The sequence below is a fragment of the Gordonia sp. SMJS1 genome, from assembly GCF_029866425.1.
Classification (GTDB): Bacteria; Actinomycetota; Actinomycetes; order Mycobacteriales; family Mycobacteriaceae; genus Gordonia; species Gordonia hongkongensis.
Genome location: NZ_CP123383.1, coordinates 82,672 through 104,860, shown reverse-complemented (window position 1 = coordinate 104,860; position 22,189 = coordinate 82,672). Strand labels below are relative to the sequence as shown.

The window sequence follows — 22,189 nt, the reverse complement described above, 5'->3', positions numbered from 1 at the left end:
GTGTCCCGCTCCCCATCGGCCTACGGCCGATTGGCTGTAGTGTGGTTGTGGTGCACCGTGTTTCATGTCGATCAGTCTATCACGACTCCCGTCGGGCAACGGGCCAGGACGCCGCTGTGTCGGCCTGCGGCCGACCCTGCCTCGCGCCCACCGACCGCCCTGCGGGCGCTCTCTGACTCCATATGAAACATGCTACCGCACAACAGAATTAAAACCCATTGCCACACAACCGATTCCCTGCGGGAATCTGAGACCACCGCGACCGATACTCGCACATGCAACCAAAAGGCCGGCGGACGCCCGTCATGTCAGAGGATCGGCGGTTTGCTATCGTTACCGTCGCGTTGCTCTGTTGCCACACCCAACGAGAGAGTGGACGCTACACAGGGGAGGGAGGGGACCCCCACCATTGCACCCCTCCCTCCCCTTCTGCCTGTCGGTGTCTGGGAGTCTGGACCGGGCACCGTGGCAGGGGTAGCCGAGTTGGGCGCTCACCTGCCCCGCCACGGTGGCTGTCAGCGGCCCGCTAGACCCGGTCCCAATCGCTGATCGACGTCGATGTGAGCGAGAATGCGCCTTCGCTCAGCTTCTCCCGGATTGCCTCATCGTCGATGCGTTGCTCTAGGCAATAGCTCTCCTGCTCGTTGCGGGGGACATCAGACGCCAGCACCGACACCTGCACCGTCACCTCGACGGTGACCTCGAGATCGTCGACGCGGCCCTGCCAGCCGAATTGATCGCAGAACTGCTCGAACTGGCTGCACAGATCGTTCTCGTCGGCCCACTCGCACGCCGCCTCATTGCGTGCCCGGTCTTCCCTCGCGAGGTCGACGCCTCTTCGCGGGCGGTGTCCCGGTCCAGCTCGGCGCGCCGCAACTCTTCGCGCAGACGCTCGACCTCGGCCTCGACCCGGCGCACATCCTCAGCGGGCACCCACGCCCCCGCGTCGGTGATCGGGTTCGGCAGATGCAACACACCCTCACCGATCGACGGCCACACCTGCTCGGCAGCGTGCCCGTTGTGTCCGTGGCTGACTTCCATTGTCGTCATGCGACTTTCCCTCCATGTGCCCCGGTGAGACCCTGATGTCTCGCCGGGTGGTCTGTGATGCTGTGCTGCCCGGTAATGTCGGCCAGCGTTAGGGCGGGGTGCCAGTGCCCGCACGGAGGCAGCACGGCGTCGCCCTGGTACGCCTCGGCGGGACCGTCGAAACAGCAGTGCCCCGCGTGCGGGACCGTGCCCACCCGCCAGCACACACACGCCGACGGCGCGGCGTCAACGGCACGTGCAGCGGGCGCGGCAGGGGCGGGCATCACTGCACCCCCGCCGGGGTCTCGACACCGCCCAGACCTGTGATCGCGGCAGCGACGTCGGGAGCCTCGACCTCATCGGCGAACCACGCCGCCAGCCGCGCGACCTGCTCACCGCTGAGTGAGACGGTCTCCCCCGCGTCGGTCGACGACGCGAACACCACCGGACCCCAGATCACCGGCTGACCGCCCAGGAGATCGTTGAGCACCGACGCCCACGCATTGACGGGCTGGGTGTAGGCGGCCTCATCACCGACCCACATATCGATGCCGCCGGGCAGGCGCACCACATCGACGTACCCGCCCACCCCGGCCTGCAACATGCTCAGCGTGTCGCCGCCCTCGGCGCTCACCTGTGACACCGCGCCCTCAGTATCGATCCGCACACCCGACACATCAGCAGTAGCCATGACGGCCCCTCTCGGTTTAGGTGTCCGGCCCAGACCCTTATGTCTCACCGGAACTAACCCACACACTAACCGCACCCACCGACAACAATCCAGCACCGCCACAACGCAATACACCGGGCCGACCTCATACCGGGGTCCGCCCGGTACAGCCGGTCGGGCCTGCCGGGACGGCTCGGCGCCGGCACCCCGATCGGTGGGTGCCGGCGCCCCGCTGGACCCGGTCTAGGCGGCCGCCGCCGCCGGCTCGGCACCGGGCAACCGGACGGGCATCAACAGATGACGCACCCGATCGAACTCGATGGTCATCGGCCGCGATGTCGGCGCGGTCGGTGACCACGTCAACTCGACCTCACCCGGGGCGCACGCCAGCAGCGACGCCAGATACTCCGGGTTGTAGCCGACCACCACCCCGACCACACGGTCGTCGACGTCGTGAGCGGCCACGTCGAAGGTCGTCGAGACCTGTCCGGTCTCGAGGTCGCCGGCCTCCACCCGCACACCGTCGGCCGCCATCGTGACCCGCACCGAGAACACCGACAGCTTCTTGAGCCGGCGCGCGAGATCCGGCGCGGCGATCCGCGCCCGCATCCGGTCATCACCAGCACCCGGCAGCAGATTCCGCCACCGCGGGAACTGGCAATCCAGCGCCCGGACCACGACGTCACTGTCACCGCCGCTGACGCGTACGTTCCCGCCGTCGACGTACACACTCACCGCGCCCTCGCGCTTGGCCACCCGTGCCGCGGCCGCGGCGAGGACCTTCGCCGGCACCAACACCGGCGCCTCCAGCGTCACGGGGGCGGCCGTGGCCAACTCCGTTGCCGCCAGCCGGAACCTGTCGGTCGTCGCCATCGACACCACCCCGGCGTCGTCGGCGTCGATGTGCACACCGGTCAGCATCGGCAGCGTCACATCATCCCCGGCCGCCGGCGCCACCGCGCCCACCGCCGTGGCGAACACCGCGGTATCGGCCACCAGCACCGCCGTCCCGCCGACGGTGGGCATCACCGGCACATCCTCGGCCTTGGCGAACACCGCCACCGACGACCGCCCGTCGGGCCCGGCCACCACAAGCCGGTCCCCGTCGCGCTCGAGCTCGACCACCCCGCGCCCCGCGGCTTTGACCGCCGCGGCGAGTTCGGGGAAGTCCACCGTGGTCGCCTCCATGTCACCGGAGATCTGCGCGCGCACCACCACCCCGGCGTCGTAGTTGTAGTGGGTCAGCGTGCCCACCCCGCCGAGCGCGGCGATCGTCACCGTCCGCAACGGCGCCAACACACCGCGGCGCGCCGACAGCCCGGTGACGCGCTTCACATAGGCCAGATCCGCGGCCAACGAACGTCCATCCCACTGCGCAACAGTCATGACACTGTCCTCTCAGGAAATCCGGCGAGACCCTGATGTCTCATCGGAACTAACCCACACACTAACCGCACCCACCGACAACAATCCAGCACCGCCACAACGCAATACACCCGGCCTACCTCATACCGGGGTCGGCCCGGTACCGCACTTCTCGGCCTGCGATTTTGGGGGAGGCGACACTCTGTCACCTCCCCCAAAATCGGGGTCAAAGCGCTATCCGATGGGCGGCCATCCGGCGGGGACTTGGGCGCGTAGTGCTGAGTTGATCGCCGCGCGCACGTCGCCGCGATCGGCCCAGTACTGGCCGTCGAGGTAGCGGAAGATGCGTCGTGGGCAGTTGCCGACGACCTCGAACATCACATCGTTGATCGCCTCCAGGTCGTTGTCGGCACCCAGGTAGCAGCGCTCGCCGTCGGCCAGCGCGAGTGTTTCGATCGCTGAGCACTCTTCGATGTCGACGTGGATCGCTACCCACCCGTTGCTGCACATCACCTCATACAGGGTGCGCAGCGCCGCCAACTCGGTATGGCGCTCAACGAGATTGCGCACCGTCAGATGCGACGACAGCGCCGCCCGCGCCCGCTCCCCGGTTTCGCCGAACACCACCGGACTCGCCGTCTGCTGGTCGATGGTCACTGCGACTCACCTGCCAGCGTCACCTGGTAGCCCAGCGCGTCGGCGAGCATCACCATCAGTTCCTCGCCCGACGGCAACGGCTGCTCGGCCATGCGATTGGTGACCGTGTCGCACACCGCATCGTCTTGCCCGCAATGGCATTCGACGTTGGACGGGTAGGTGTCGTGGGTCGAATCCAACGCGCCGCCGTCGATGGTGAGCGGGTCGATGACCCACCGGTCCTGGGTGGGGTGGCGCATCAGGTACACCGACACCGCTTCTTCGATGTAGTGCGCGCCCGGGTCCTCGCCGTCGCGGCGCGGGTACTTCGCATCAGCCACGACGCACCCCCTCAGCGGCGTCGCGCACCCGTTTGAGGTAGTCGACCTCGTCCATCTCCAGGGCCGTCAGGAGCCCGGTGTCGCACGCCTCCGACGCCGCGCTGATCTGCCCGGCCAACCGCCGATGATCGGCCAGCGCCTCATACAGGCCCAGCCAGGCCCTGTCCTGGCCGTCGGCGTCGACCTCGGCGCTGTCGGTGGCCGCCAGGTCGACGGTCTGCCAGAAGTCGACTGCGTCGTCGGTTGTGGTCCCGGAGTCGGTGAACGTCGGCACCCAGTGCGGGGCGATGCGGACAAGATGTGCGGCGACCCATTCGATGGTGTCGCTGGTCCACTCGGCCTGACCGCCGAGGGCGGTCATCATCTGTGCGCACGCCAGCTGCGCGGCGCGGGCCGGGATCTGATCCGCGATCTCGCCCACGGTCACCGCTGGCGGGTCGTCAGGGTCGGTGATCACCGCCAGTGCGCTACGCGCCTCGGTGGGGGCCTCGGGGAACGCCTCGGCCTCGCGCTCGTAGGCAACGACCTCGCCGCCCTCGCTCCCCTCCTCGATGTTGTGTCCGGTGGCGACGTCCTGCGCGCGATCGGCATCGGCGGCACGGACGCGGTAGCGGGTCGTGGTCGTCTCAGTGACCTCGACCGAGAACACCGGCGCGATGTCGGGGGCGCTCACGCGGCGGCCTCGCCGTCGGTGCTGGCGTAGACGCACGCGACCTCGACGCCGTGGTGCTGTCCGCAGCACCCGGTGACCTCCAGGACCCGGTCGGGGCGGTTGATGTGGCGGCGCGCATAGGTTTCGGCCTCGTCCAGGGCGTCGGCGCTGATCGCCTCGTAATGGGCTCGCATGTTGGTGACGCCGTCGACCTCCGGCAGCCCGGCGGCATCCCACATCCGTGCATACAGCCCGAACCCGTCATGACTCAGCGGCGCCCGCAGGCTCGCTTCCCGCAGCCCCAAGCACACCTCCACCGCCGTACCGGGGCGAGTGTCCTGCTCTTGGCCGACCCGATCGAGCAGTTCCCGGGCATAGGCCCGGTACACCGGTTCCACACTCAGCCGCTCCAGCAACTCGACCGGCGGCCGGATCAGCGAGAACGAATGGAACAGCGCATCTGAGCGAGCTGGCCAGCGCCGCTGCGCCGCCGCGATCTCATCCTCTGCCCACTCGATCGAGGCGAACACATCCGCCAACGAATCACGGACCTCTGCGAACAACTCGGCAACATCCATCGCCACAACACCCCTTCGGGAATCGCCCGGCGAGACCCTGATGTCTCATCGGAACTAACCCACACACTAACCGCACCCACCGACAACAAACCAGCACCGCCACAACGCAATACACCGGGCCGACCTCATACCGGGGTCCGCCCGGTACGGCCCGGGCGCCGGCACCCTTTCGAGCGCCGGCGCCCCGGGCCGTGGGAGGCCCGTCGGACAGAACGGTCAGGCGGGCAGGGCGGCCACCGCGTCGACCTCCACCGGGACGCCGAGCAGTGCGAGCATGTCGGCGCTGGTCTCGAGTATCGACCGCAGCACGCTCGGATGCGCGCCTGCCCGCAGTGCCTCATCGAGCAACCGCGCCAACGCCCAATCCGAATCCGCGACGAGCGCCTCATCCAGTGCGATACCGCTCATCGCGCCCTCACCGGCGACGTAGTACAGGTGCGCGAGCATCGTCGCCGCACTCGCCCGTACCGTGCCGATGCTGTGACGGGCGATGTGCTGCCACAGATTCGCCGCGGTGTGGCGGTGCGCGGTCGTACCGGCCAACGCCAGCAACGCATCGCGGATGTCGAGGTCGCACAACGCGCGCCCGACCGCGGCCGCCGTCACACAGTCCACCGGGCCGTCCAACGCGCCCATCACCGTGGCGACCGCAGCGACCGGATCGGTCTCGGTGTGACCGTGAGCGTCGAACCCATAGCCACCGCACGCGCAGCCGTCCGGACTAAGGTCGGCGCCGACCCGGTCGCGGCTGGCGACCACCGTGCGTCCCTGCTCGACCGCGGCGCGGGTGGCCGTCGGCGAGGTGAACGGATCACCGAGCACCTCATCAGAGTCCGCGCCGTCGCGGGCCTCCTCTCCCCACACCGTGCACCACCGCTGGCCTTCGGTCATCGTCTCGACCACATAGCCCGCGTGCAGCCCGCCGCACCCGGCGAGGATGTCGTGCATCCGGTGCGCGAACTCCCGGTGCGCGGCGTCGCCGCGGCGCAGCCGGTCATCCACGATCACCGCGGCCACCGTGGTCACGCCGTAGCTGGCGGTGATCGCCGCCAGGTCCCGCAGCGTCGCATACATGTGCTCGTGCGCGCTGCCATCGGCGCGCCGAGCGAAGTCGTGACGCATCGTCGCCACCACACGCTCACCGCCGTCGGCGAACGCCAGAATCACCAGCGAACGGTGCGGGACGAAACCCAGCAGGCCCGGCACCGCCGTCAGCACTGCCGCCACCGACTGCGGTACTCGACTCGACACGCACTCACCCATCGAAATCACTCCCTCGATTCGGCCCGGCGAGACCCTGATGTCTCATCGGAACTAACCCACACACTAGCCGCCGCCACCGACAACAAACCAGCACCGCCACAACGCAATACACCGGGCGAACCTCATACCGGGGTCCGCCCGGTATGGCCGGTACGGCCGGGTGCAGGTAGTCGTCGGAGGCCCCGACGACTACCTGCACCCGGCCCTGGCGTGCGATCAGAGGTTCAGCGGCACGTCTCCTGCCGGGTCGTCGCGTTCCTCACCGCGCCGTAGGTCGATCACATCGGTGTGGACCACGCTGGTGTAGTCACGGCCCAACTGGCGCAGCGCGGTCACCAACGACACGTGGGCTTCCTGCGCAGTGTCGAACGCGATCGGCCACCCACCGTCCTCGGTGAACGCCGGCGCCCCGTCGATCACCGCGTAGTAGCCGTTGTCTCCGCACTCGATCCAGCCACCCAGCCGCCCGATCGGGTTCCGCCTGGCCCAGTCCTGCGTCACCTGGCTGTACTGGCCCAGCTCGAGCTGCCACCCATGCCGTGCCGGGTGCGGCCGGATGCTCAACGCCCCGTAGTAGGCGCCGTCGATGACCAGATACACGTAGGTCTCGAAGCCGTCGAGGGCCAGGCGCAGCCTCTCATCGTCTTCGCCGTCGCTGGACAGTTCCAGCACGGCGTGTGCGGGCGTCCGTTGCTGTTGTGGTGTCGTCGTCACTGGCCTGCCCCTTTCAGCAGATCCGGAATCCGCCGCAGGCGGCGAGGAACTCGGCGAACTCGGCCACGTTCTCGGCGCTGAACGGATAGCTCGCATCAATCGGTGGGTGGGTTCCGACGCCGTTGCACGCGTTGCATCCGCCCCGCCCGGTCTCGGGGTCGCGCGGGCGGTCCAGACCCATCTGCACCCCGACCTCATCGGTACGCACCCCGGTGCCCGCGCACCACCGGCAGGTTTCATCCGGCAACGCTGCCAGGCGGGCGGTGTGGGCCTGTTCGTACTCGGCCACCACCCCAGACGCCAGATCGGCACGCAACCGCCCCGCCAGCTCGATCGAGGTCTGCTCGTCGAGCCCGTCACCGTCGTTGGACTGCCAGTACTTACACCCCGCAGCCAGCTCGGGATACCGCTCGCACACGAACTCCGCCAACGGCCGCCACCACCACACGTTGTTACGGAAGTACTCACCCACCGGCGCGCTCGGCGCCCGCCCAAACACATCCATCCCCATGCGGGACTCCTTCGGATCGAGGCTCCGGCGAGACCCTTATGTCTCACCGGAACTGATCCACACACTAACCCACACCACCGACAGCAAACCACCACCGCCACAACGTAATACGACGGTCTAACCTCATACCGGGGCCGCCCGGTACGGCCAGGCCCCTGGGATTCGCCGGCCCTCACAGGACCCACCAAAAGTCGCTGTCCCCGCAACCGCCCGACCCGGCACAATGACCAGGTGGAACCACGTGCCCTCGTACAACTATTCAACATCTCCGGAGCTGCCCGCACGCCCGTCATCGCCGAGGGTCTGCCCGCGATCGCCGAGCACGTCGCGGTCCTGACCGCCGACGCCGCGTTGCTGCGGGAGTCCGGCCGGCACCGGTCGGCCAAGGTGATCGAGCTTCTGGCTGATGAACAGGCGGGGTTGGCGATGATGCTGTTCGACATCGTTCGGGCCGAGAAGATCGCCAACGACAGGCTGGCAGCGCTACAGCGTCGGTTCTACGACCACCGGGCCCGAGCGATCTACGTTGCGGCGTACGAGGCCAGGCTGGATGACCTCGTCGAAGCGCAGCGACACGTCGACTCCTACCGCGACAGACGCTATCTCGACGGTCCGAACGACGTCGACTGGATCATGTACAACGAACTTGACCACCACCGGGAATCGTCGCTCTACGTTGATCTCGTCGCCGATAGTGAGAACCGTTTCGAGCTGCGCTGGCAGTCCCCTCGCCACTCGGTCTACGCCGAGACGACGTCCATGTCCCAGCGTCCCTCACGGGCGGTCACTCTTCTGCTCGCCCTCGACGCGATTGGCGTCACCTCACTCGCGGGGGTCGAAGCGACGAAGGCCGCCTGGACCAGTTGGTGGGAAGCGCGCGCCCTCGAGGAGCCTCCGCGCGAGATCCGCTGGAAAGATGCCCGCGCGATCAACTCCGAGATCGTCACAGCGTTTCTGGACACCTCCACGGCACCCACCGAGCAGCACCGAGTGGCCGTCAACTACTGGCTCTTCCCCTTGACCACACTGGATTTCAAGGTGCGCGAGGTGACAGCCAACACCGTTATCTTCTTGTCGGACCCCGGTGTTATCACTGGTGTCAGCCAGCTACTCCGGCATGGCTCACAGCCCACTGACCCTGTCAGGTCTCGCGAGGTGTCGCGACCGGGGTGGTCTGGCGTCGGTTCATCGCTGATAGAAGCGTGGTTCAGGCCCTGATCTGGATCTCATAACGTGTGTGCCGGGAACCGATGCCGCGGCTACGATTTCACGCCCCGACCGGGAGGAGTAGTCATGCGATACGACAACTACGATGTCTACTGCGGCATTGATGTCGGCAAATTCACTCATCACGCCATTGCGCTGCGCCCAGACGGCTCGCGGATACTAAGCCGTGAACTGCCGCAAGACGAGACAAAGCTCCGAGAGCTGTTCGGCGCGTTGGGCAAATTCGGTTCCGTGCTCGTGGTCGTAGACCAGCCGCGCAACATCGGCGCGCTACCATTAGCGGTAGCCCGAGACTGCGAGCTGGACCTCGCCTATCTTCCCGGGCTACGTATGCGCAGGATAGCGGACCTGTACCCGGGCTCCGCGAAAACCGACGCACGCGATTCATACATCATCGCCGATGCAGCACGCACTCTGCCCGACACATTGCTTCCCGTTGACGCGAGCAACGAGATCGTCGAAGGCCTGCGCATTCTCACCGGGTTTGACGCTGACCTCGCGGCCGAAGAGAACCGCCTGATCAACCGACTGCGCTCGCTACTGCTATCCCTGCACCCCGCCCTGGAACGTGCTATCGGAAAGCACCTTCACCGGCCCGTCGGACCTGGACTTCTCGCGAAGTTCGGCGGACCACAGGGGCTATCAAACGCTCGACCCGCAGCATTGCGCAAGGCAGCGCGACACTACGCGCCACGCGTCGGAGACGCAGTCGTCACCACGATCACCGAAGCACTCGCTGAGCAGTCGGTCGTCGTGCCCGGAGCCGCGAAAGCCGATTACGTCATATCGACCCTCGCCCAACAACTCCTCGACGTCCGCAACGCCAGAGCCGACCTCAGCGCACAATTCGAAAACGAACTCGACCGTCACCCCCACGGCGAGGTAGTCTCCTCGCTTCCCGGCGTCGGTCCCCGGACTGCTGCGACGATCCTCGTCGAGATCGGAGACATCAGACGCTTCGACAAACCCGGCCAGCTCGCCGTTTACGCCGGCATCGCACCTCGGACGCGGCGCTCAGGCACCTCCATCAGGGGCGAACACCACCAGAGCACCGGCAAACATGCGGCTCAAAAGAGCTATGTATCTCGCCGCGTTCGCGTCCTTGAGACGCCCGGTGAGCAGGGAGAACTACGAACGCAAACGAGCTGAGGGCAAGACCCATCACGCCGCGCTCATCTGCCTCGCACGCCGCCGATCGAATGTCCTCTACGCGATGCTGGCCAACAACTCCGTCTACGACGAACCCCCACCACCGCCACGCCTCCCATGCGGTCACCACGTCGAGCCCGGCGCGGATGAACAAGAACACGCAGCCTGAGTTCCCGCCAGGCGACTTTACATACGACGTCTAGACGTCTAGATTCAGGCGCATGAGCGAGAGGCCAGGCGTGGTGCGCGATGCAATCCTCAACAGCTTCACGACTTCCGAGCCTATGACGGTCGGCGAGATCCATGCCGCTGTCGAGAAGAGTGTCGGGCGCGAGGTCGCGCGATCATCGGTCAGGTCCTACCTCCGCCTCAACACCCCGGGCACCTTCGAACGCCACGGCCGGGGGTCGTACAGGAAGAAGCGAGTAACACGGTGACTCCGCCGAAGCCGTTCACCTACGGACGCGCTGAGCTTATCCGCACCGATTGCCTGACATGGCTGAAAGGCCGGGCAGAGAAGTCGATTCACGCGGTGGTCACAGACCCTCCGTACGGCTTGCACGAGTACACCGACGCCCAACAAGCCAAACTGCGCGCCGGCAAAGGCGGAGTGTGGAGAATCCCACCATCGTTTGATGGCCACCAGCGTTCGCCGCTCCCGCGCTTCACCACCATGACGAAGTCCGACCTGGAGCAGCTTTCCGAGTTCTTCCAAGCATGGGGAGAGGCGCTTCTGCCCGCCCTCGTCCCCGGTGCGCACGTTATGGTCGCGGCCAACCCGCTCGTGTCTCCCTATATCTCTGCGGCACTGGGTCACGCTGGTCTGGAACGGCGCGGCGAGATCGTACGGGCGGTCATGACCATGCGGGGTGGCGACCGACCCAAGAACGCGCACGACGAGTTCCCTGACGTATCGGTCATGCCCCGATCGCAGTGGGAACCCTGGTTGCTCTACCGCCGGCCGATCGAATGCAAGACAGTCGCGGATAACCTGCGCAAGTTCAAAACCGGTGGGCTACGCCGTATCTCGGAAGAGCAACCCTTCGGGGACCTCATCCTGTCCCACCCCACGCGGCAGAATGAACGAGATCTCGCCCAACACCCCTCACTCAAACCACAGTCGTTCCTCCGGACGATCGTCCGAGCGTCGCTGCCGATGGGCGAGGGTGTCGTACTCGACCCCTTTGCAGGCTCCGGGTCGACCCTGGCCGCCGCCGAGCACATCGGGTACGAATCCATCGGCCTCGAGCGCGATCCGCACTACTTCAAGGTGGCCAAGTCAGCGATCCCAAAGCTCGCGCAGTTTGCGACCCGATCGGCTCAAACCCGCCAAGCTGAATGACCGCCCTCACCGCTTCCGGTATCGAGGTAGACCCAGCTTTGACGGAACTTCTTAATGCCCTCTCGATGTAATGTCGAGGTAGGAGTTCCCAACGCGCCTCGATTGTTTCGGCGGAAGTCGTCGACAGTCACTTCGCCCAAGTAGATTTCGCGGAACCTGAGCGGCTCACGCTCGTATACCGACTTGCTACGGTCGTTGTCGACCTCGTACACCCACACACAGAGCGTCTGATTGCGGGCACCATGCATGTCAACAGCGCCACCCCGACTGCGCGTAGCTTTGATCTCGACGCCCTCCTCGCCGGCCTTAACTCCGTCCTGTGGGTATCGGCCCTTGACGATCAAATCCGGGTGCCCATTGTGAAACAAGTTCGAGGTCAGACCCCGTGAGTGGTTCGCCACACTGTCAGTGATCATGTCCGACAACATGCCCGACATCGCGGCAGGCCTCAGCATCTCATCAAGCCGCTGCAGACCCTTCGCTGTGAGGTTTTCGTTCACATCAGCAAAGAAGTCGTAGACGTCCTGCATCGCAGACACAAAATCCATTCGCCGCAACGAGTACGGATACTCGGCCGCCGCATTGAAACACGACTCGTGCACTTCAGCTCGCTTGACCTCCACCACAGCCCGCAGGCTATCAGCCTCGGACACGACTCCTGGCTGCCACAGCACCCCGACGGATACCGATCCCCCATCCCGCTGTAGCCATCGCGCGCCGCTTGCGGAGTTGATAGAAGCACCTCATTGAGAAGCGGAAGAACCGCACTTACGGATAACCACGCATGCCGCGTTGCGCGCTTATCGGTAGTCGGCCAGCCTCGGCAGCACCTCGACAAGTCGGTGGTAGATGTCGGGCCAACCGGCGGCGAGGCGGGCGATGTGGCCGTTGTCCAGGCGGGAGGGGTCGATCATGGCGTTGACCCTGGCGGTGTGGGTATCGGCGCCGAGGGATGCGAGTGTGGCGTAGAGCGGGTTCGGCGGGATGTTGCGAGCGGCGCTGTACTGCCACACCTGTTCGGTGCTCCAGTTCCAGATAGGCCCGAAGCTGCTGGTGCCGTCGCTTCGGTGCACCATACCGCGAGGTACGTCGCCGCTGTGGCGGGCGGCCTGGGTGCGGTAGAGGTGGCGGCGGCCGGCGGATTCGTCGGCGCGAACACCCCACAGGTTGGCCGGCCCGAACACGGCATGCGCACGGGCAGCCGGCGCGGTGATCATTGCCTGGCGCATGTCCACCTCGAGGTGCCGGGTCGGCGCGGTCGGGTCGAGGTCGCCGGCCGCGATGAGCAGGGTGAGCAGATCGGGTTCGGTCGGCACCACGTGCAGATTCAGCTCCCACGCGGCGGCGAGATCGGCGAGGTAGGTGCGGGTTTCGGGGAAGTCGAGGCCGCAGTCGTAGAACACCACCGGCACCGCCGGGTCCACGCGGCGAGCCAGATCGACCACCACGGTGCTGTCCTTGCCACCCGACCAGGCCACCCACATCCCGCCGTGACGATCGCGATAGTCGGCGATCTGGGCGAGCACCGCGGCACCGTCGGAACGTCGGCCGCGGACCGCCCGCAGCGCGGTGAGGTCCAATCCGGGGTCGAGACCGTCGCCGCCGGGCATCGGTACTGCTGGCCCTCCTGTTACCGCTTGCGGCGGCGGGAGGCGGCGGTGTTGATGTGCGGCACCTCAGGGGTTTCGTTGTCGGCGTTGGGGTCGCCGGGCTCGACCGAGCGGAAGCTGTTGATACCGAAGCGGATGTCGTCGTGCACGATCAGCACATCGTTCCACCGGCCACGCCCCAGGGGCTCGCCCTTCTTCTTTCGCGGTGGGATCGGGGGGAGGTCTTTGGGTGGGCGGGTTGCAGACATGGTCAGGGCTCCTTGGTGTCTCGGGCCGCTGCACGCGCGGCGGCGGCAGCTCGGCGGTCGGAGAACAGTCGGCGGCCGGTGATCGGTGGTTGGTAGTCGGGATCGCGTGGGGTGTCGCGCAGCTGTACGACCAGGGTGGAGTCGTGACCTCCGGGGCGGGCATAGTCGGCGTGCTCGTCGATGCCGGCCACCCGCATCCCCAGTCCGCGGGGAAGGATGTGGCTGGTGTCGTTGACGCTGTCTGATCGGCCTAGGTACATGCCTCGGGATGTTTCGATCTCCAGGATCACCGTCGACGCACCTGAGCCGCCGCCTTCGGCGCGGCGGCGGTCAGCCACTGCAGCAGCTTCGTGCAGGGTGTGGGTGGCCATCGTGTACTGGTCGAACGAGATCCGCGCCCCGGGCTGCAACGTGGCCGGCACATCCCGGCGGCGGGTGACCGGGTTGTCGGTGGGTAGCTCGACGACCGCGTACACCACATGCCCACGGCCGCTGTCGCGTTCGTAGCTTTGGATCAGCCGGTCCAGGCGTTGCACCGAGCGGCGATCACGCTCGGGCAACTGTTGGGCATCACCGGTCGCTGCACGCAGCGACGAGTTCAGATGCTTCCACCGCTGCGGATCACGGACCGCCCAACTCATCTCACGTATCTGGCTCTGCGGGGCGGTCTCATGAACGCGCCGTTTGGCCGCTGAACGGTCTTTGCGTTGCCGCGAGGACAGATCGCCGCGGAACTCCCCGCGAGCCGGTAGCCGCCGGCGTTTGCGGTCATCATCGACGGTCGAGGTGTCACGGGGGAACGCGCGATCGCGGTCGCGGGCCGCACGGTTGCGGGAGGTGTCGTCCTCGAGGACCCGATCAGACAGGTCGGCGCCGATGCGGGTCTGTTCCATCGCGTCGTAGAACTTCTCGGCCACCAGGCCGGCGGACTTGATCGCCGCATCGTCGACCGGCCCGGCCTCGAGGTCGATCACCCCGTGCCCGGTGTAGGCCGTCCGCGTGGAACTCACACCATTCAGCTTGGCAGAAACACCAGCCGCGCGCCGTCAACGCCGGCCGCGGCGCGTGCGGCGCACACCTGGTGGGTAGGCAACGGAAGCTGCTCGCGCGCCGGCCACTGGCGATCCATCTGCTCATCGGTGGCACACACCCACACGATCGGGTCGTCCGGATCGATGTCGGCGGCGAGTTCATCGATGTGCGCGCGCACCACTACGGCGATCTCGGCGATGTCGGCAAGCACCGACGCCGGCGCGGGACGGTCGCCGAACATCCAGTACTGCACGCCGCGTTTGCGAACATCGAACCAGCGCTGCATCTGCCCCAGCCCGATCCCGCAGGCTGCGGTCACGCACAGCAGCCACGCCTGACGTTCGGTGCCGTCGACGTCGCGGCGCACGACCGTCGCCGTCGGCACCGCCATCGCCGCACGGCCGACGCACACCCGATGTACTCCTTCGAGGCGGATACGCCCACCGGTGCGGGCGGCGACGACGTCGTTGCCGGCGAACGTGGTAATCGTCCCCGTGGTGGCGGCGACTTCGATCAGGCGGACCGTCTCGGCGGCCGCGGCCGCGGTGATCTCGACGAGCAGCCCATCAACGGTGTCGGGGACCGGGAGTCGTCCCGACTCCCACCCGGCAACGCTGCCCGCCGGCATACCGGCGAGCTGCTCGAGATCGGCTTCACGCAAGCCCACCGCCAGGCGGGCGCACCGCGCGTGTGCTGCATCAACTGTGCTCATCATTAGCGCCGTCATCGACGCGTCCTTTCACCTGTGCGTGGACCAGAGACCCTTGTGTCTCATCCATCTGCGGCTTCACTCTACGCCACCTACCCTCGTCGCTTCGAGTGCCAATCGGCGGATGGGGTCAAAAGATGTCACGCGGACCCATGATCCTGGCGAACTTCCTCGCACGGCTATGGTGGCGGGTCCGAGAGACCGCGACCTCCCATAAACCGGGGTCGACGCCCGCCGGCGGTCGGGCAGAGCGGGGTCTTCTCCTCCTACGCCCGCGACTCCGTAGGCAACGCGGCTTGGGCTCTCGTCAAGCTCCAAGGCGAGCTGGAATGACCGCGATTCTAGACCGCGGTCGGTGACCACCCAATCATCGTCGATGCGCTCGATCATCCTCCCGGTGAACCACGGATCGTGGTCTGCCCTAGTCGTAATGGCTTGTTCCAGAGCGGTTTTCAGACTAGGAAACACTGTCGATGCGACAACGCTGGACCTCGTGCTGTTCATGCCTTCGCGAGTCAGCTTATCGGCCAGCGCACCGAGCATCTCCCCGGCGGATTCTCCCTCCCTCCACGTCACCAACGCCGACTTCCCGCCGGCCGAAACCTCCACCTGGAGGATGTCTTCCACCCAACCGCCGGCGCCGAATGAGCTGCCATGGTTGGTTTCGCTCATAACCGCCAGTTGCACCGTGATCCGTGGCACGTGCGCGGCAATGTCTCCGGTGAGCGGTGCGGTGATCTCACTGCCTACAACAGCGTTGAGTCTGTCGGCTTCGCGAATCGCGGACGCCAACACGTCCCAGCTCGGCCTTTCTGCCAGCTCGTCGAGTATCTCGGCGCGGTGGGATTGCTGTCGATCGTGACGCTGGTTCAGCTGATCGTCGATCTCGTCGAGACGTTGGGTGAGGTGCTCGGCGTTTTCCCGTAGATCTCTGGTCCCCTCTTCGACAGCTGCCGTGGCACTCTCCGACGCGGCGACACGAACACGCTGGACGATCTTGCGTTCGATCCATATCAGCGCCGCCGCCAGAAGAACGTTCATGCCGCCAGCTGCGAGCGTGCTGGCCAAGATGCCCTGCCACGTCCCGAACTCCTTACCGAACATCAGCGGTAGCGCACACGCCACCGCGGCGATACCCAGCCCGACCGCGACCACGACAACGACCCAGCCCCAACGCAGCCGGTCAGCGGGCTCACCGCCACCTACCGCCGCCGGGTCCCTCCTCGCCGGGACCGTGCCATCGTTCTCCGTCACGGGCCGCACCCCCTCTCTCGCGCTCAATGGTCCGAACAGAGAGTCTCACGAACCACTGACCAGGCCGCGCAGCGTGGCGTCTCCACCACACGCCGCAGAACACGGGGACGACCCAGCATGTGCGCCGGGAACGCCGGGCGATGGCGCCTCCTCAACTGATTCGGTGGCGGGGTCGAACTTCCCAGTCCGACCCGCAACCGGCTACGCCGGCGGCGAGGACAGCGCGCGCCGCGATCACCGCAGTGCGCGCGGCTCGGCGGCCCCGCACGTGGGTCACCGCTGCGCCTCGTCGGGTGCGGGCAGGTACGCGGCGATCGCGTGGCGGCTGGGGTGGGCGTACGGGGCACGGACCGCGACCCTCGCGCGTCCACCGTGGGCGATGTCTGGGCGGTCGGCGACGCAAGGTGCCGGGGTGCTGCGACCCAGGACCCCGGGGTGGTGTTCGTGGCCAGCGGACCAGACGTCGTCGCTGGGTGCCGATTCGACGGTCCAGGAGCTGACGCGGCCTTCGCCGCTGGTGCGGTACTTGCCGATCTCGGTGACCTCGGCGAGCAGCTCGGCGATCTTCTCGGGGTCGCCGACAGCCCGCCACGTCGCCGTCGCAGTGATTGTCGCGACGGCGGGGATCAGGCGTTTGCGGTAGTGCCCGCGCGTATCGGAGACCGTGGAGGGCACAGAGGGTGAGAGGCGTTGCAGATCAGCGTGATCGGTGCGGCTCGATCTCATCCGCGGCTCCGGTTGTGGGGTGGCGGGGGTGGTGTGGGCGAAGGTGCACATCCAGTGCCACGGCTGCCCGACCTCGCAGCGGGCCAGGGGCAGCTCCATGTCTTCCGGCACCGCGAGGGGGTCGTAGGTGAGGACCTCACCGCGGCCGGCAGCGGCGGCTTTGCGGCGGTGCCAGAGCACCGAGGCCAACAGGCCGTCGAGGCTGATCCCCCACGGGGTGCCGACACACACCCCGTGCGGCAGGTCGGCGGTCACCCGTAGCGGCACCATTCCGGTCTGGCTCGTGGTGGTCATGTTCGCGGGTGCCGGCGGTGGGCCGAGAGTTGGTCGCGAAGCACAAAGACGCCGATTGCGGTGCCGAGGATGGTCAGTAGCGCGACCAGGGCTATCCCCGGTATGGCGTATCCAATCCGATCGGGGCAGACCCACACCTGCTGGCCGTCAATGGTGTTCGGCGTGCACCCCAGGTGCAGCACGGACTCGGACAGATAGATGAGCGGCCAGGCGAGAGCGGCGGCCACCGGTACCGCGATCGCGATGCTGACCACAATGATCCCGGCCAGTATCCATAGTGCGTGCGCCGGTCCTGGACTGGACTCCTCTCCATCCTCCGGATCGACGTGTCTGTCAGCCATGCTGGCCCCACACCGAATTGAGGGAATAACCGGCCTTCGCCGCTTCCTGAGCCTCCAGGATGCCGATGAGGACGAACGCAGCTTCTCGGTTGCTGGGCGGGAGAGCGCACACGGCGGCGGCAAGACGATAGTGGCGTCGGCTGATCCGGGCCAGGAGGACTCGCTGTGCCATCGTCTCGTGGTGGTGACGGTGGTGGAAGTTGGTGGTGAAGAACGCGATGTCAACGTCAAATCCGGCGGCGAGGGCGGCCACGGTCGTCAGGCTGGGCGACTGGACGCGGCCGTGACGGAGCGAGCTCAGTGCCGGGGGTTGTAGCTGTCCAGGGTGTGATCGGTGGGCGCGCCGGCATACTTCGTCGCCGGTGAGCCGCGTTCCCGGTGTCAGACCGGGTAGGTGAGTGAACAGTGCCTCGAGCAGCTCGGTGAACGGCAGCTCGTCGTCGGCGGGGTGGGAGAGCGCGTGTGTGGGCATCGGCATCAGGTGAGGGTGTTGAGGGCGGTGATCGCGGCATCACGGCCGGCGGCGATGATGGTGCGCCAATCGGATTCGGCGGGCGCGCCGGCGGCAATGGTCTGGGTGAGGGTGGCGTGGATGCGGCCGTGGCCAGCGCCGGTGCGGCCGCCGAGGTGGCCGCGGGTGGCGAAGTGCTCGAGGATGTCGGCCAGTAGCGCGTACTCCACCGAGCTGGCGTGGGTGAGGCGGATCTGTCCGGACAGGCGGGTGCCGGCGATGAGGGTCTCGGTGTCGAGACGGATCGGGCTGAATCCCTCACCGGTCTCACCGTCGGCGGCGGGGTTGGTGTCGGACAGGTCGTTGCTGTGACTGGTGGATTCCTGCCCGAGGACGGTGTGCACCGACCGCGGTATCGGACCACCCGGTGGTGCCGTGGGGAGTAGGTGCAGGGTGTCGGCGGTGACCGGAACGACCTTGGACACCACCAGTTTCCCGGACATGACCCGCGCGTTCCCGGCGCCGCCGAACAGCCCGATCAGCGGCACCAACGTCTTCAACTCGCGCTCTTGTTCGGGGGTCATCTCGCGAGTCGATTTGCGCAGGAACCCGCCGTTACGCAGCAGGTGCGCGGCCGCGGGGGTGAGTTGTCCGTCGTAGTCGAGGACTTCGGCGAGGAGTGTTTCGCCGGTGCGTCGCAGAATGCCGCGCCAGGCGTTGCCTGAGATGATCGGCACCACCGCCACCTCCCCGGTCGGGGTCAGGACTTTCTCGCGGCGGAACAGGCTCTGGATCGACGAGTTGTTGCGGGTGTCGTCGCGGTGCACGATCGACGTCGTGGCGGTGATGTCGAGATCGAATACCGCGCTGATCAACGGTTCCCCCATCAGCCCTTCCCTCCCGCGGATTCGGCGGCTGCGCGGCGATTGTCGGCGACGGTTTCGGCGATGATCCGCACGCGCAGGATCAGGGCAGGTAGTTGATCGCGAAGCAGATTGAGCACCGGCGCCGACGGCTCGGTGAGGAGCTGGGCGACCTCGAGCCGGCGGCCGCGGTCGGGGACCGTGATGGGGAGCGCTTGGGCCAGCAGAGACCACCAGGTGGGCAGGCTGTCGGCGCGGTAGGTCGCCGCCCGCACCCGCGCCGGGAGCAGCTCGTCCCAGTAGCGGTGGCGGTGATCGCCGATCCAGGAGTCCCAATCCAGGTCGTAGTGCACCAGCAGCAGCAGCCGTTCGGCGCAGATCGCGGCCGGGTCGGTGAGCGCGGGCAGTTCCGGGACCGCGGCCCGCCATCGCATGGTCGGCGTCGACCCCTCGTCGGTGGTGCTCACCCTGCCCGCCTCGCCGTCACGGCAGGAGCGACCGGTGTGGACAGGGCGATCGCGCCGTCCCACCACGCCCCAGGGTGGGTGCGCCACACCGACAAGGCGTCCCAGGCGGTGAGCAGCTGAGGCCACTGGTCGGCCGGCAGAGCGCGCATCACTGCTATGGGTGGAGCGGGGTCGGTGAGCATCGCTGCGCGTACCCCGGGCAGGGTGCGTATCCATCGCAGGTCGGTCAACAACGCCACCGCGGCATCATCCCACCGAACCGCTGTGTCGTCGGTGCAGACATGCCCCCATCGTGCGGTCGGGAGGATGTGGCGGCGACCACGGACCGGCACCACCGCCATCTGGTCGACCGGTAGTGGGCCGGCGGCCAGCAGCTCCCCCAGCTCGGTGCGCTCAACGATGGTGTGGGCGGGGTGATGTTGGTCGACGAGGTAGACGGTGCGGCGCAGTTCGGCTGTGCTGTAGGCCCATCCGCAGGCGGCGCACAACCAGTCCCCTCCGTACACCCAGGATTCGGCGTCGGTGAACTTGCGGGAGACCACCGTCAGAGCGGCCACCAGCGGTAGGTCGGTGGTCCCGCAGCAGCAGCACCACAGCCTCGGGCCGGGCAGCTCGACGGTGGGTGGGGTCGGTCGGCCGGCGGCGGTCCAGGCCGTGAACGCGGGAGACCCGGCAGCAGAGCGGGTCTGGGACCTTCTCGTCTGCCGGGCCTGTCGGGAACGCGATACTGCGGGCGAACCTGATATGTGAGAAGTACCGGACATTCTAGTGAGGCGCGATGCGTAGCGCAGCAACCAACTCGCCGCAGTCCAGACATCGTGGGGTGCCGCACCACCCGGTCACTGTCCCGTCCGCGGACAAGGTGACCGCGCCGGCGTCGCGGTCAAGCCCGGCGTCGCGGGCATCCAACTCGAACCACGCACCCCCACAGTTGTTGCACCCCAACACCTCGCCGCCGCTACGAGTTGCGTGTGTTGCCGCCCGTCGGGCGGCGAGGTCAACAACATCAGCCATGGGTGGGGTCCTTCATCGTGGCGGGAAAGCAACGCCGCAGGTATCGACGTCGAGGTAGTCATCGGCGTCGATGTCGACGTCGCTGCCGTCGTCGTGCAGGGCGATCAGGCGCACGGTGGTGGTTCGTTCGGTGATGGTGAATGCGTCGGTGTCGCCGTAGACGTCGTAGTGGCGGGCGGTGATGCGTACATATCCCGCGCCGGTGGCGGTGTCGGTGAGTGTGTGGATGGCGGTGACGTGTGCCGGCTGCGGGCCGTCGATGAGGATGTCGCCGACGGTCAGTTCATCGGCGCGGCACTCGAGTGCGTCCAGCGACGCCGCGGTCGTCATCGGTGATCCTGCCAGCGCGGTGTGGGCGTGAGGGGCGTGCGCTGGTTGACCGACCGCAGAGCGCGGTCGGAGCCGACCAATCCGATGCCGACGGAGATGGCGATTGCCGCGACAAGCACCACGACCAGGGGTGCGATCGCATGCTGCCAGTGCACGGCACCGCTGGCGGTGTACACCGTTGCCATCGCAACGCCGGTGAGTAGCACCACCATCCACCGGTAGTAGGTGCGGGGTGGTTCAACAGTGGCCATCAAGCCCAGGAGCAGACCGGCCGCGGCGAGGACCCCGGCCACCGACCAGCCGATCGCTTCACCAACGGGTATCGGCAGACGGGACCAGACGCTGGCGGGGTCGATCTGGGCGAGTACGGAGTTGGCGCAGCATACCGTGAGCCAGACGGTAAGCGCGACCGCTACCGCGGTGACCGCGACGCCGGCGGCGAAGCTGGCCGGGTGGCCGACGAACAGACCGGGCCGTACCGGCGGTTCTGGTTCCGGCTCGGGGGTCAGCCATGGCGGGCTCGCCGGTGAGGCACTGGCCGGATATGGGGCGGGTTCGTCGAACGCAGCGGTCGGCGGCTGATGTCGGGTGGTCGGGTCCTGTTGTGGGAGTTCGGAGTAGGCGACCGGCCGAGACCCGGGACTGGGTTCGCGGGGTGAGGCGGTCATCGCTGGTGAACCTCCACGAGGGTGAGGATGCGGTCGGTGTTGTCCGGATCCGCGATGTCGATTCCGGCGTCGGCGAGTTCGCGGGCCAGGCCGTCGAGGTCGACTTCGTGACCGTCGGGCAGGTCGAGCAGTTCAGCCAGCACACTGTGATCAGCGGTGGTGGTCATCAGGTGTCGCCCTCCCAGGGGGTCGCCGGTTGCGTGTGGGGCTCGGGTGGCTCCCGCCGCTCGTCCTGCGACGGGTGCACAGTGCGGGTCCGGTTGGCGGACGGGCCCGTCCTGTCGTCGATTCCAGGGCGGCGCGGGAGCCACCCGAGCTTCCTCGTCTCCGTTCCGCGTCGACCTGGTTTGGGGGCAGACCTTGTCGCGGACCGGAGGGGTTTCTGTGGGGTTATGCCGACCAGGGGCTGATGGCCCACCATTGGCCGTTGCCGGCGCGGTAGCAGGTCCCGAACCGGGGACCGAACTTCTTGGCGCCGAAGCTGGTGAGTCGGTTGGCGGTCGGGGCGCACTGCTCGGCGCTCGAATGGGGTCCGATCCCGAACGCCCGGTGACCGTCGACGGTGCCGATCGGGGTGACCGCAGCCGACGCGGGTGCGGCGGCGAGGCCGAGGCCGGTGGCGATCGAACCGGCCAACAGCGCTGCGGCCGCGGCGCGCCGCAACGGGGTACGGGTGGTGGTCATGGGGTCTCCTCAGTGTCGTGA

General features: G+C 67.3%; 30 protein-coding genes and 1 pseudogene. 3 read left to right on the top strand and 28 right to left on the bottom strand.

Annotated elements, in window-relative coordinates:
- Positions 1-526: 526 nt before the first annotated feature.
- From QAD21_RS25280 to QAD21_RS25230, 11 genes are all read right to left on the bottom strand, one after another.
- Positions 527-688 carry a hypothetical protein gene (locus QAD21_RS25280; RefSeq protein WP_280362348.1) on the bottom strand — a complete coding sequence of 54 codons (162 nt, stop codon included), beginning with the start codon at positions 686-688 and terminating at the stop codon, positions 527-529.
- Entirely contained in the window at positions 685-1,050 is a 366-nt protein-coding gene (locus tag QAD21_RS25275) for a hypothetical protein (protein ID WP_280362347.1), read from the bottom strand. The genes QAD21_RS25280 and QAD21_RS25275 overlap by 4 nt, the downstream gene beginning before the upstream one ends.
- Positions 1,051-1,312: 262 nt before the next feature.
- Entirely contained in the window at positions 1,313-1,720 is a 408-nt protein-coding gene (locus QAD21_RS25270) for a DUF3846 domain-containing protein (protein ID WP_280362345.1), read from the bottom strand.
- Between the two features lie 222 nt (positions 1,721-1,942).
- Positions 1,943-3,085 (bottom strand): hypothetical protein, encoded by a 1,143-nt coding sequence (locus QAD21_RS25265; RefSeq protein WP_280362344.1) that lies wholly within the window; start codon positions 3,083-3,085, stop codon positions 1,943-1,945.
- A gap of 213 nt (positions 3,086-3,298) precedes the next feature.
- Positions 3,299-3,721, bottom strand: coding sequence for a hypothetical protein (locus tag QAD21_RS25260; RefSeq protein ID WP_280362342.1), 423 nt, complete (start codon positions 3,719-3,721; stop codon positions 3,299-3,301).
- The gene (locus tag QAD21_RS25255) at positions 3,718-4,041 is read right to left on the bottom strand and encodes a hypothetical protein (RefSeq protein WP_280362340.1); all 324 of its coding nucleotides are present in this window, start codon (positions 4,039-4,041) and stop codon (positions 3,718-3,720) included. The genes QAD21_RS25260 and QAD21_RS25255 overlap by 4 nt, the downstream gene beginning before the upstream one ends.
- On the bottom strand, positions 4,034-4,714 hold the full coding sequence (locus QAD21_RS25250) for a hypothetical protein (RefSeq protein ID WP_280362338.1): 681 nt from the start codon (positions 4,712-4,714) through the stop codon (positions 4,034-4,036). The genes QAD21_RS25255 and QAD21_RS25250 overlap by 8 nt, the downstream gene beginning before the upstream one ends.
- Positions 4,711-5,232 (bottom strand): hypothetical protein, encoded by a 522-nt coding sequence (locus QAD21_RS25245; protein ID WP_280362336.1) that lies wholly within the window; start codon positions 5,230-5,232, stop codon positions 4,711-4,713. Before QAD21_RS25245 ends, QAD21_RS25250 begins: the two co-directional genes overlap by 4 nt.
- 255 nt (positions 5,233-5,487) lie before the next feature.
- Positions 5,488-6,522 (bottom strand): DUF4192 domain-containing protein, encoded by a 1,035-nt coding sequence (locus tag QAD21_RS25240; RefSeq protein ID WP_280362334.1) that lies wholly within the window; start codon positions 6,520-6,522, stop codon positions 5,488-5,490.
- Between the two features lie 228 nt (positions 6,523-6,750).
- Positions 6,751-7,248: a hypothetical protein gene (locus tag QAD21_RS25235; protein WP_280362332.1), complete on the bottom strand. Its 498-nt coding sequence runs from the start codon at positions 7,246-7,248 to the stop codon at positions 6,751-6,753.
- A gap of 13 nt (positions 7,249-7,261) precedes the next feature.
- A complete protein-coding gene (locus QAD21_RS25230; RefSeq protein WP_280362330.1) occupies positions 7,262-7,753 on the bottom strand; it encodes a hypothetical protein in 492 nt (163 codons plus the stop codon).
- 237 nt (positions 7,754-7,990) lie between these two features.
- Here QAD21_RS25230 and QAD21_RS25225 point away from each other — a divergent pair, with 237 nt between their 5' ends.
- The 3 genes and pseudogenes from QAD21_RS25225 to QAD21_RS25215 all read left to right on the top strand — a co-directional run bounded on the left by QAD21_RS25225 (position 7,991) and on the right by QAD21_RS25215 (position 11,477).
- The gene (locus QAD21_RS25225) at positions 7,991-8,977 is read left to right on the top strand and encodes an AbiV family abortive infection protein (RefSeq protein ID WP_280362328.1); all 987 of its coding nucleotides are present in this window, start codon (positions 7,991-7,993) and stop codon (positions 8,975-8,977) included.
- A gap of 75 nt (positions 8,978-9,052) precedes the next feature.
- Positions 9,053-10,304 (top strand): annotated as a pseudogene (locus QAD21_RS25220) (IS110 family transposase).
- A 264-nt stretch (positions 10,305-10,568) separates the two neighbouring features.
- Positions 10,569-11,477: a DNA methyltransferase gene (locus QAD21_RS25215; RefSeq protein ID WP_280362326.1), complete on the top strand. Its 909-nt coding sequence runs from the start codon at positions 10,569-10,571 to the stop codon at positions 11,475-11,477.
- On the opposite strand, the gene QAD21_RS25210 is transcribed toward QAD21_RS25215, so the two are convergent.
- From QAD21_RS25210 to QAD21_RS25130, 17 genes are all read right to left on the bottom strand, one after another.
- Positions 11,456-12,130, bottom strand: a complete 675-nt coding sequence (locus QAD21_RS25210; protein ID WP_280362324.1) for a hypothetical protein — start codon at positions 12,128-12,130, stop codon at positions 11,456-11,458. The genes QAD21_RS25215 and QAD21_RS25210 overlap by 22 nt on opposite strands.
- A 147-nt stretch (positions 12,131-12,277) precedes the next feature.
- Positions 12,278-13,087, bottom strand: coding sequence for a phosphoadenosine phosphosulfate reductase family protein (locus QAD21_RS25205; RefSeq protein ID WP_280362323.1), 810 nt, complete (start codon positions 13,085-13,087; stop codon positions 12,278-12,280).
- A gap of 20 nt (positions 13,088-13,107) precedes the next feature.
- Positions 13,108-13,335: a hypothetical protein gene (locus QAD21_RS25200; RefSeq protein WP_280362321.1), complete on the bottom strand. Its 228-nt coding sequence runs from the start codon at positions 13,333-13,335 to the stop codon at positions 13,108-13,110.
- A 2-nt stretch (positions 13,336-13,337) separates the two neighbouring features.
- On the bottom strand, positions 13,338-14,345 hold the full coding sequence (locus QAD21_RS25195; protein ID WP_280362320.1) for a hypothetical protein: 1,008 nt from the start codon (positions 14,343-14,345) through the stop codon (positions 13,338-13,340).
- A gap of 5 nt (positions 14,346-14,350) precedes the next feature.
- Positions 14,351-15,094 carry a hypothetical protein gene (locus QAD21_RS25190; RefSeq protein ID WP_280362318.1) on the bottom strand — a complete coding sequence of 248 codons (744 nt, stop codon included), beginning with the start codon at positions 15,092-15,094 and terminating at the stop codon, positions 14,351-14,353.
- Positions 15,095-15,154: 60 nt separating this feature from the next.
- Positions 15,155-16,330 carry a hypothetical protein gene (locus QAD21_RS25185; RefSeq protein WP_280362316.1) on the bottom strand — a complete coding sequence of 392 codons (1,176 nt, stop codon included), beginning with the start codon at positions 16,328-16,330 and terminating at the stop codon, positions 15,155-15,157.
- A 273-nt stretch (positions 16,331-16,603) separates the two neighbouring features.
- Positions 16,604-17,350: a hypothetical protein gene (locus QAD21_RS25180; protein WP_280362314.1), complete on the bottom strand. Its 747-nt coding sequence runs from the start codon at positions 17,348-17,350 to the stop codon at positions 16,604-16,606.
- Complete coding sequence (locus QAD21_RS25175) at positions 17,347-17,691, bottom strand: hypothetical protein (protein ID WP_280362313.1); 345 nt, start codon at positions 17,689-17,691, stop codon at positions 17,347-17,349. The genes QAD21_RS25180 and QAD21_RS25175 overlap by 4 nt, the downstream gene beginning before the upstream one ends.
- Positions 17,684-18,169, bottom strand: coding sequence for a hypothetical protein (locus tag QAD21_RS25170; protein ID WP_280362311.1), 486 nt, complete (start codon positions 18,167-18,169; stop codon positions 17,684-17,686). Before QAD21_RS25170 ends, QAD21_RS25175 begins: the two co-directional genes overlap by 8 nt.
- Positions 18,169-19,029 (bottom strand): hypothetical protein, encoded by an 861-nt coding sequence (locus QAD21_RS25165; RefSeq protein ID WP_280362309.1) that lies wholly within the window; start codon positions 19,027-19,029, stop codon positions 18,169-18,171. The genes QAD21_RS25170 and QAD21_RS25165 overlap by 1 nt, the downstream gene beginning before the upstream one ends.
- Positions 19,029-19,439 carry a hypothetical protein gene (locus QAD21_RS25160; RefSeq protein ID WP_280362350.1) on the bottom strand — a complete coding sequence of 137 codons (411 nt, stop codon included), beginning with the start codon at positions 19,437-19,439 and terminating at the stop codon, positions 19,029-19,031. The genes QAD21_RS25165 and QAD21_RS25160 overlap by 1 nt, the downstream gene beginning before the upstream one ends.
- 29 nt (positions 19,440-19,468) lie before the next feature.
- A complete protein-coding gene (locus QAD21_RS25155; RefSeq protein WP_280362308.1) occupies positions 19,469-20,029 on the bottom strand; it encodes a hypothetical protein in 561 nt (186 codons plus the stop codon).
- Positions 20,030-20,237: 208 nt separating this feature from the next.
- Positions 20,238-20,486: a hypothetical protein gene (locus tag QAD21_RS25150; RefSeq protein ID WP_280362306.1), complete on the bottom strand. Its 249-nt coding sequence runs from the start codon at positions 20,484-20,486 to the stop codon at positions 20,238-20,240.
- Between the two features lie 12 nt (positions 20,487-20,498).
- A complete protein-coding gene (locus tag QAD21_RS25145; RefSeq protein ID WP_280362304.1) occupies positions 20,499-20,816 on the bottom strand; it encodes a hypothetical protein in 318 nt (105 codons plus the stop codon).
- Positions 20,813-21,484 carry a hypothetical protein gene (locus QAD21_RS25140; RefSeq protein WP_280362302.1) on the bottom strand — a complete coding sequence of 224 codons (672 nt, stop codon included), beginning with the start codon at positions 21,482-21,484 and terminating at the stop codon, positions 20,813-20,815. The genes QAD21_RS25145 and QAD21_RS25140 overlap by 4 nt, the downstream gene beginning before the upstream one ends.
- Positions 21,481-21,651, bottom strand: a complete 171-nt coding sequence (locus tag QAD21_RS25135) for a hypothetical protein (RefSeq protein WP_280362300.1) — start codon at positions 21,649-21,651, stop codon at positions 21,481-21,483. Before QAD21_RS25135 ends, QAD21_RS25140 begins: the two co-directional genes overlap by 4 nt.
- Positions 21,652-21,874: 223 nt before the next feature.
- The gene (locus QAD21_RS25130; RefSeq protein ID WP_280362298.1) at positions 21,875-22,168 is read right to left on the bottom strand and encodes a hypothetical protein; all 294 of its coding nucleotides are present in this window, start codon (positions 22,166-22,168) and stop codon (positions 21,875-21,877) included.
- Positions 22,169-22,189: the final 21 nt, after the last annotated feature.

Excerpts from the sequence above, each read along its gene's own strand:
- QAD21_RS25175 (WP_280362313.1), bottom strand. The coding sequence starts at position 17,691 with ATGGCTGACAGACACGTCGATCCGGAGGATGGAGAGGAGTCCAGTCCA.
- QAD21_RS25165 (WP_280362309.1), bottom strand. The coding sequence starts at position 19,029 with ATGGGGGAACCGTTGATCAGCGCGGTATTCGATCTCGACATCACCGCC.
- QAD21_RS25230 (WP_280362330.1), bottom strand. The coding sequence starts at position 7,753 with ATGGATGTGTTTGGGCGGGCGCCGAGCGCGCCGGTGGGTGAGTACTTC.
- QAD21_RS25180 (WP_280362314.1), bottom strand. The coding sequence starts at position 17,350 with ATGACCACCACGAGCCAGACCGGAATGGTGCCGCTACGGGTGACCGCC.
- QAD21_RS25275 (WP_280362347.1), bottom strand. The coding sequence starts at position 1,050 with ATGACGACAATGGAAGTCAGCCACGGACACAACGGGCACGCTGCCGAG.
- QAD21_RS25160 (WP_280362350.1), bottom strand. The coding sequence starts at position 19,439 with ATGCGATGGCGGGCCGCGGTCCCGGAACTGCCCGCGCTCACCGACCCG.
- QAD21_RS25265 (WP_280362344.1), bottom strand. The coding sequence starts at position 3,085 with ATGACTGTTGCGCAGTGGGATGGACGTTCGTTGGCCGCGGATCTGGCC.
- QAD21_RS25270 (WP_280362345.1), bottom strand. The coding sequence starts at position 1,720 with ATGGCTACTGCTGATGTGTCGGGTGTGCGGATCGATACTGAGGGCGCG.
- QAD21_RS25135 (WP_280362300.1), bottom strand. The coding sequence starts at position 21,651 with ATGACCACCACCGCTGATCACAGTGTGCTGGCTGAACTGCTCGACCTG.
- QAD21_RS25140 (WP_280362302.1), bottom strand. The coding sequence starts at position 21,484 with ATGACCGCCTCACCCCGCGAACCCAGTCCCGGGTCTCGGCCGGTCGCC.
- QAD21_RS25205 (WP_280362323.1), bottom strand. The coding sequence starts at position 13,087 with ATGCCCGGCGGCGACGGTCTCGACCCCGGATTGGACCTCACCGCGCTG.
- QAD21_RS25190 (WP_280362318.1), bottom strand. The coding sequence starts at position 15,094 with ATGACGGCGCTAATGATGAGCACAGTTGATGCAGCACACGCGCGGTGC.
- QAD21_RS25200 (WP_280362321.1), bottom strand. The coding sequence starts at position 13,335 with ATGTCTGCAACCCGCCCACCCAAAGACCTCCCCCCGATCCCACCGCGA.
- QAD21_RS25150 (WP_280362306.1), bottom strand. The coding sequence starts at position 20,486 with ATGGCTGATGTTGTTGACCTCGCCGCCCGACGGGCGGCAACACACGCA.
- QAD21_RS25145 (WP_280362304.1), bottom strand. The coding sequence starts at position 20,816 with ATGACGACCGCGGCGTCGCTGGACGCACTCGAGTGCCGCGCCGATGAA.
- QAD21_RS25130 (WP_280362298.1), bottom strand. The coding sequence starts at position 22,168 with ATGACCACCACCCGTACCCCGTTGCGGCGCGCCGCGGCCGCAGCGCTG.
- QAD21_RS25170 (WP_280362311.1), bottom strand. The coding sequence starts at position 18,169 with ATGCCGATGCCCACACACGCGCTCTCCCACCCCGCCGACGACGAGCTG.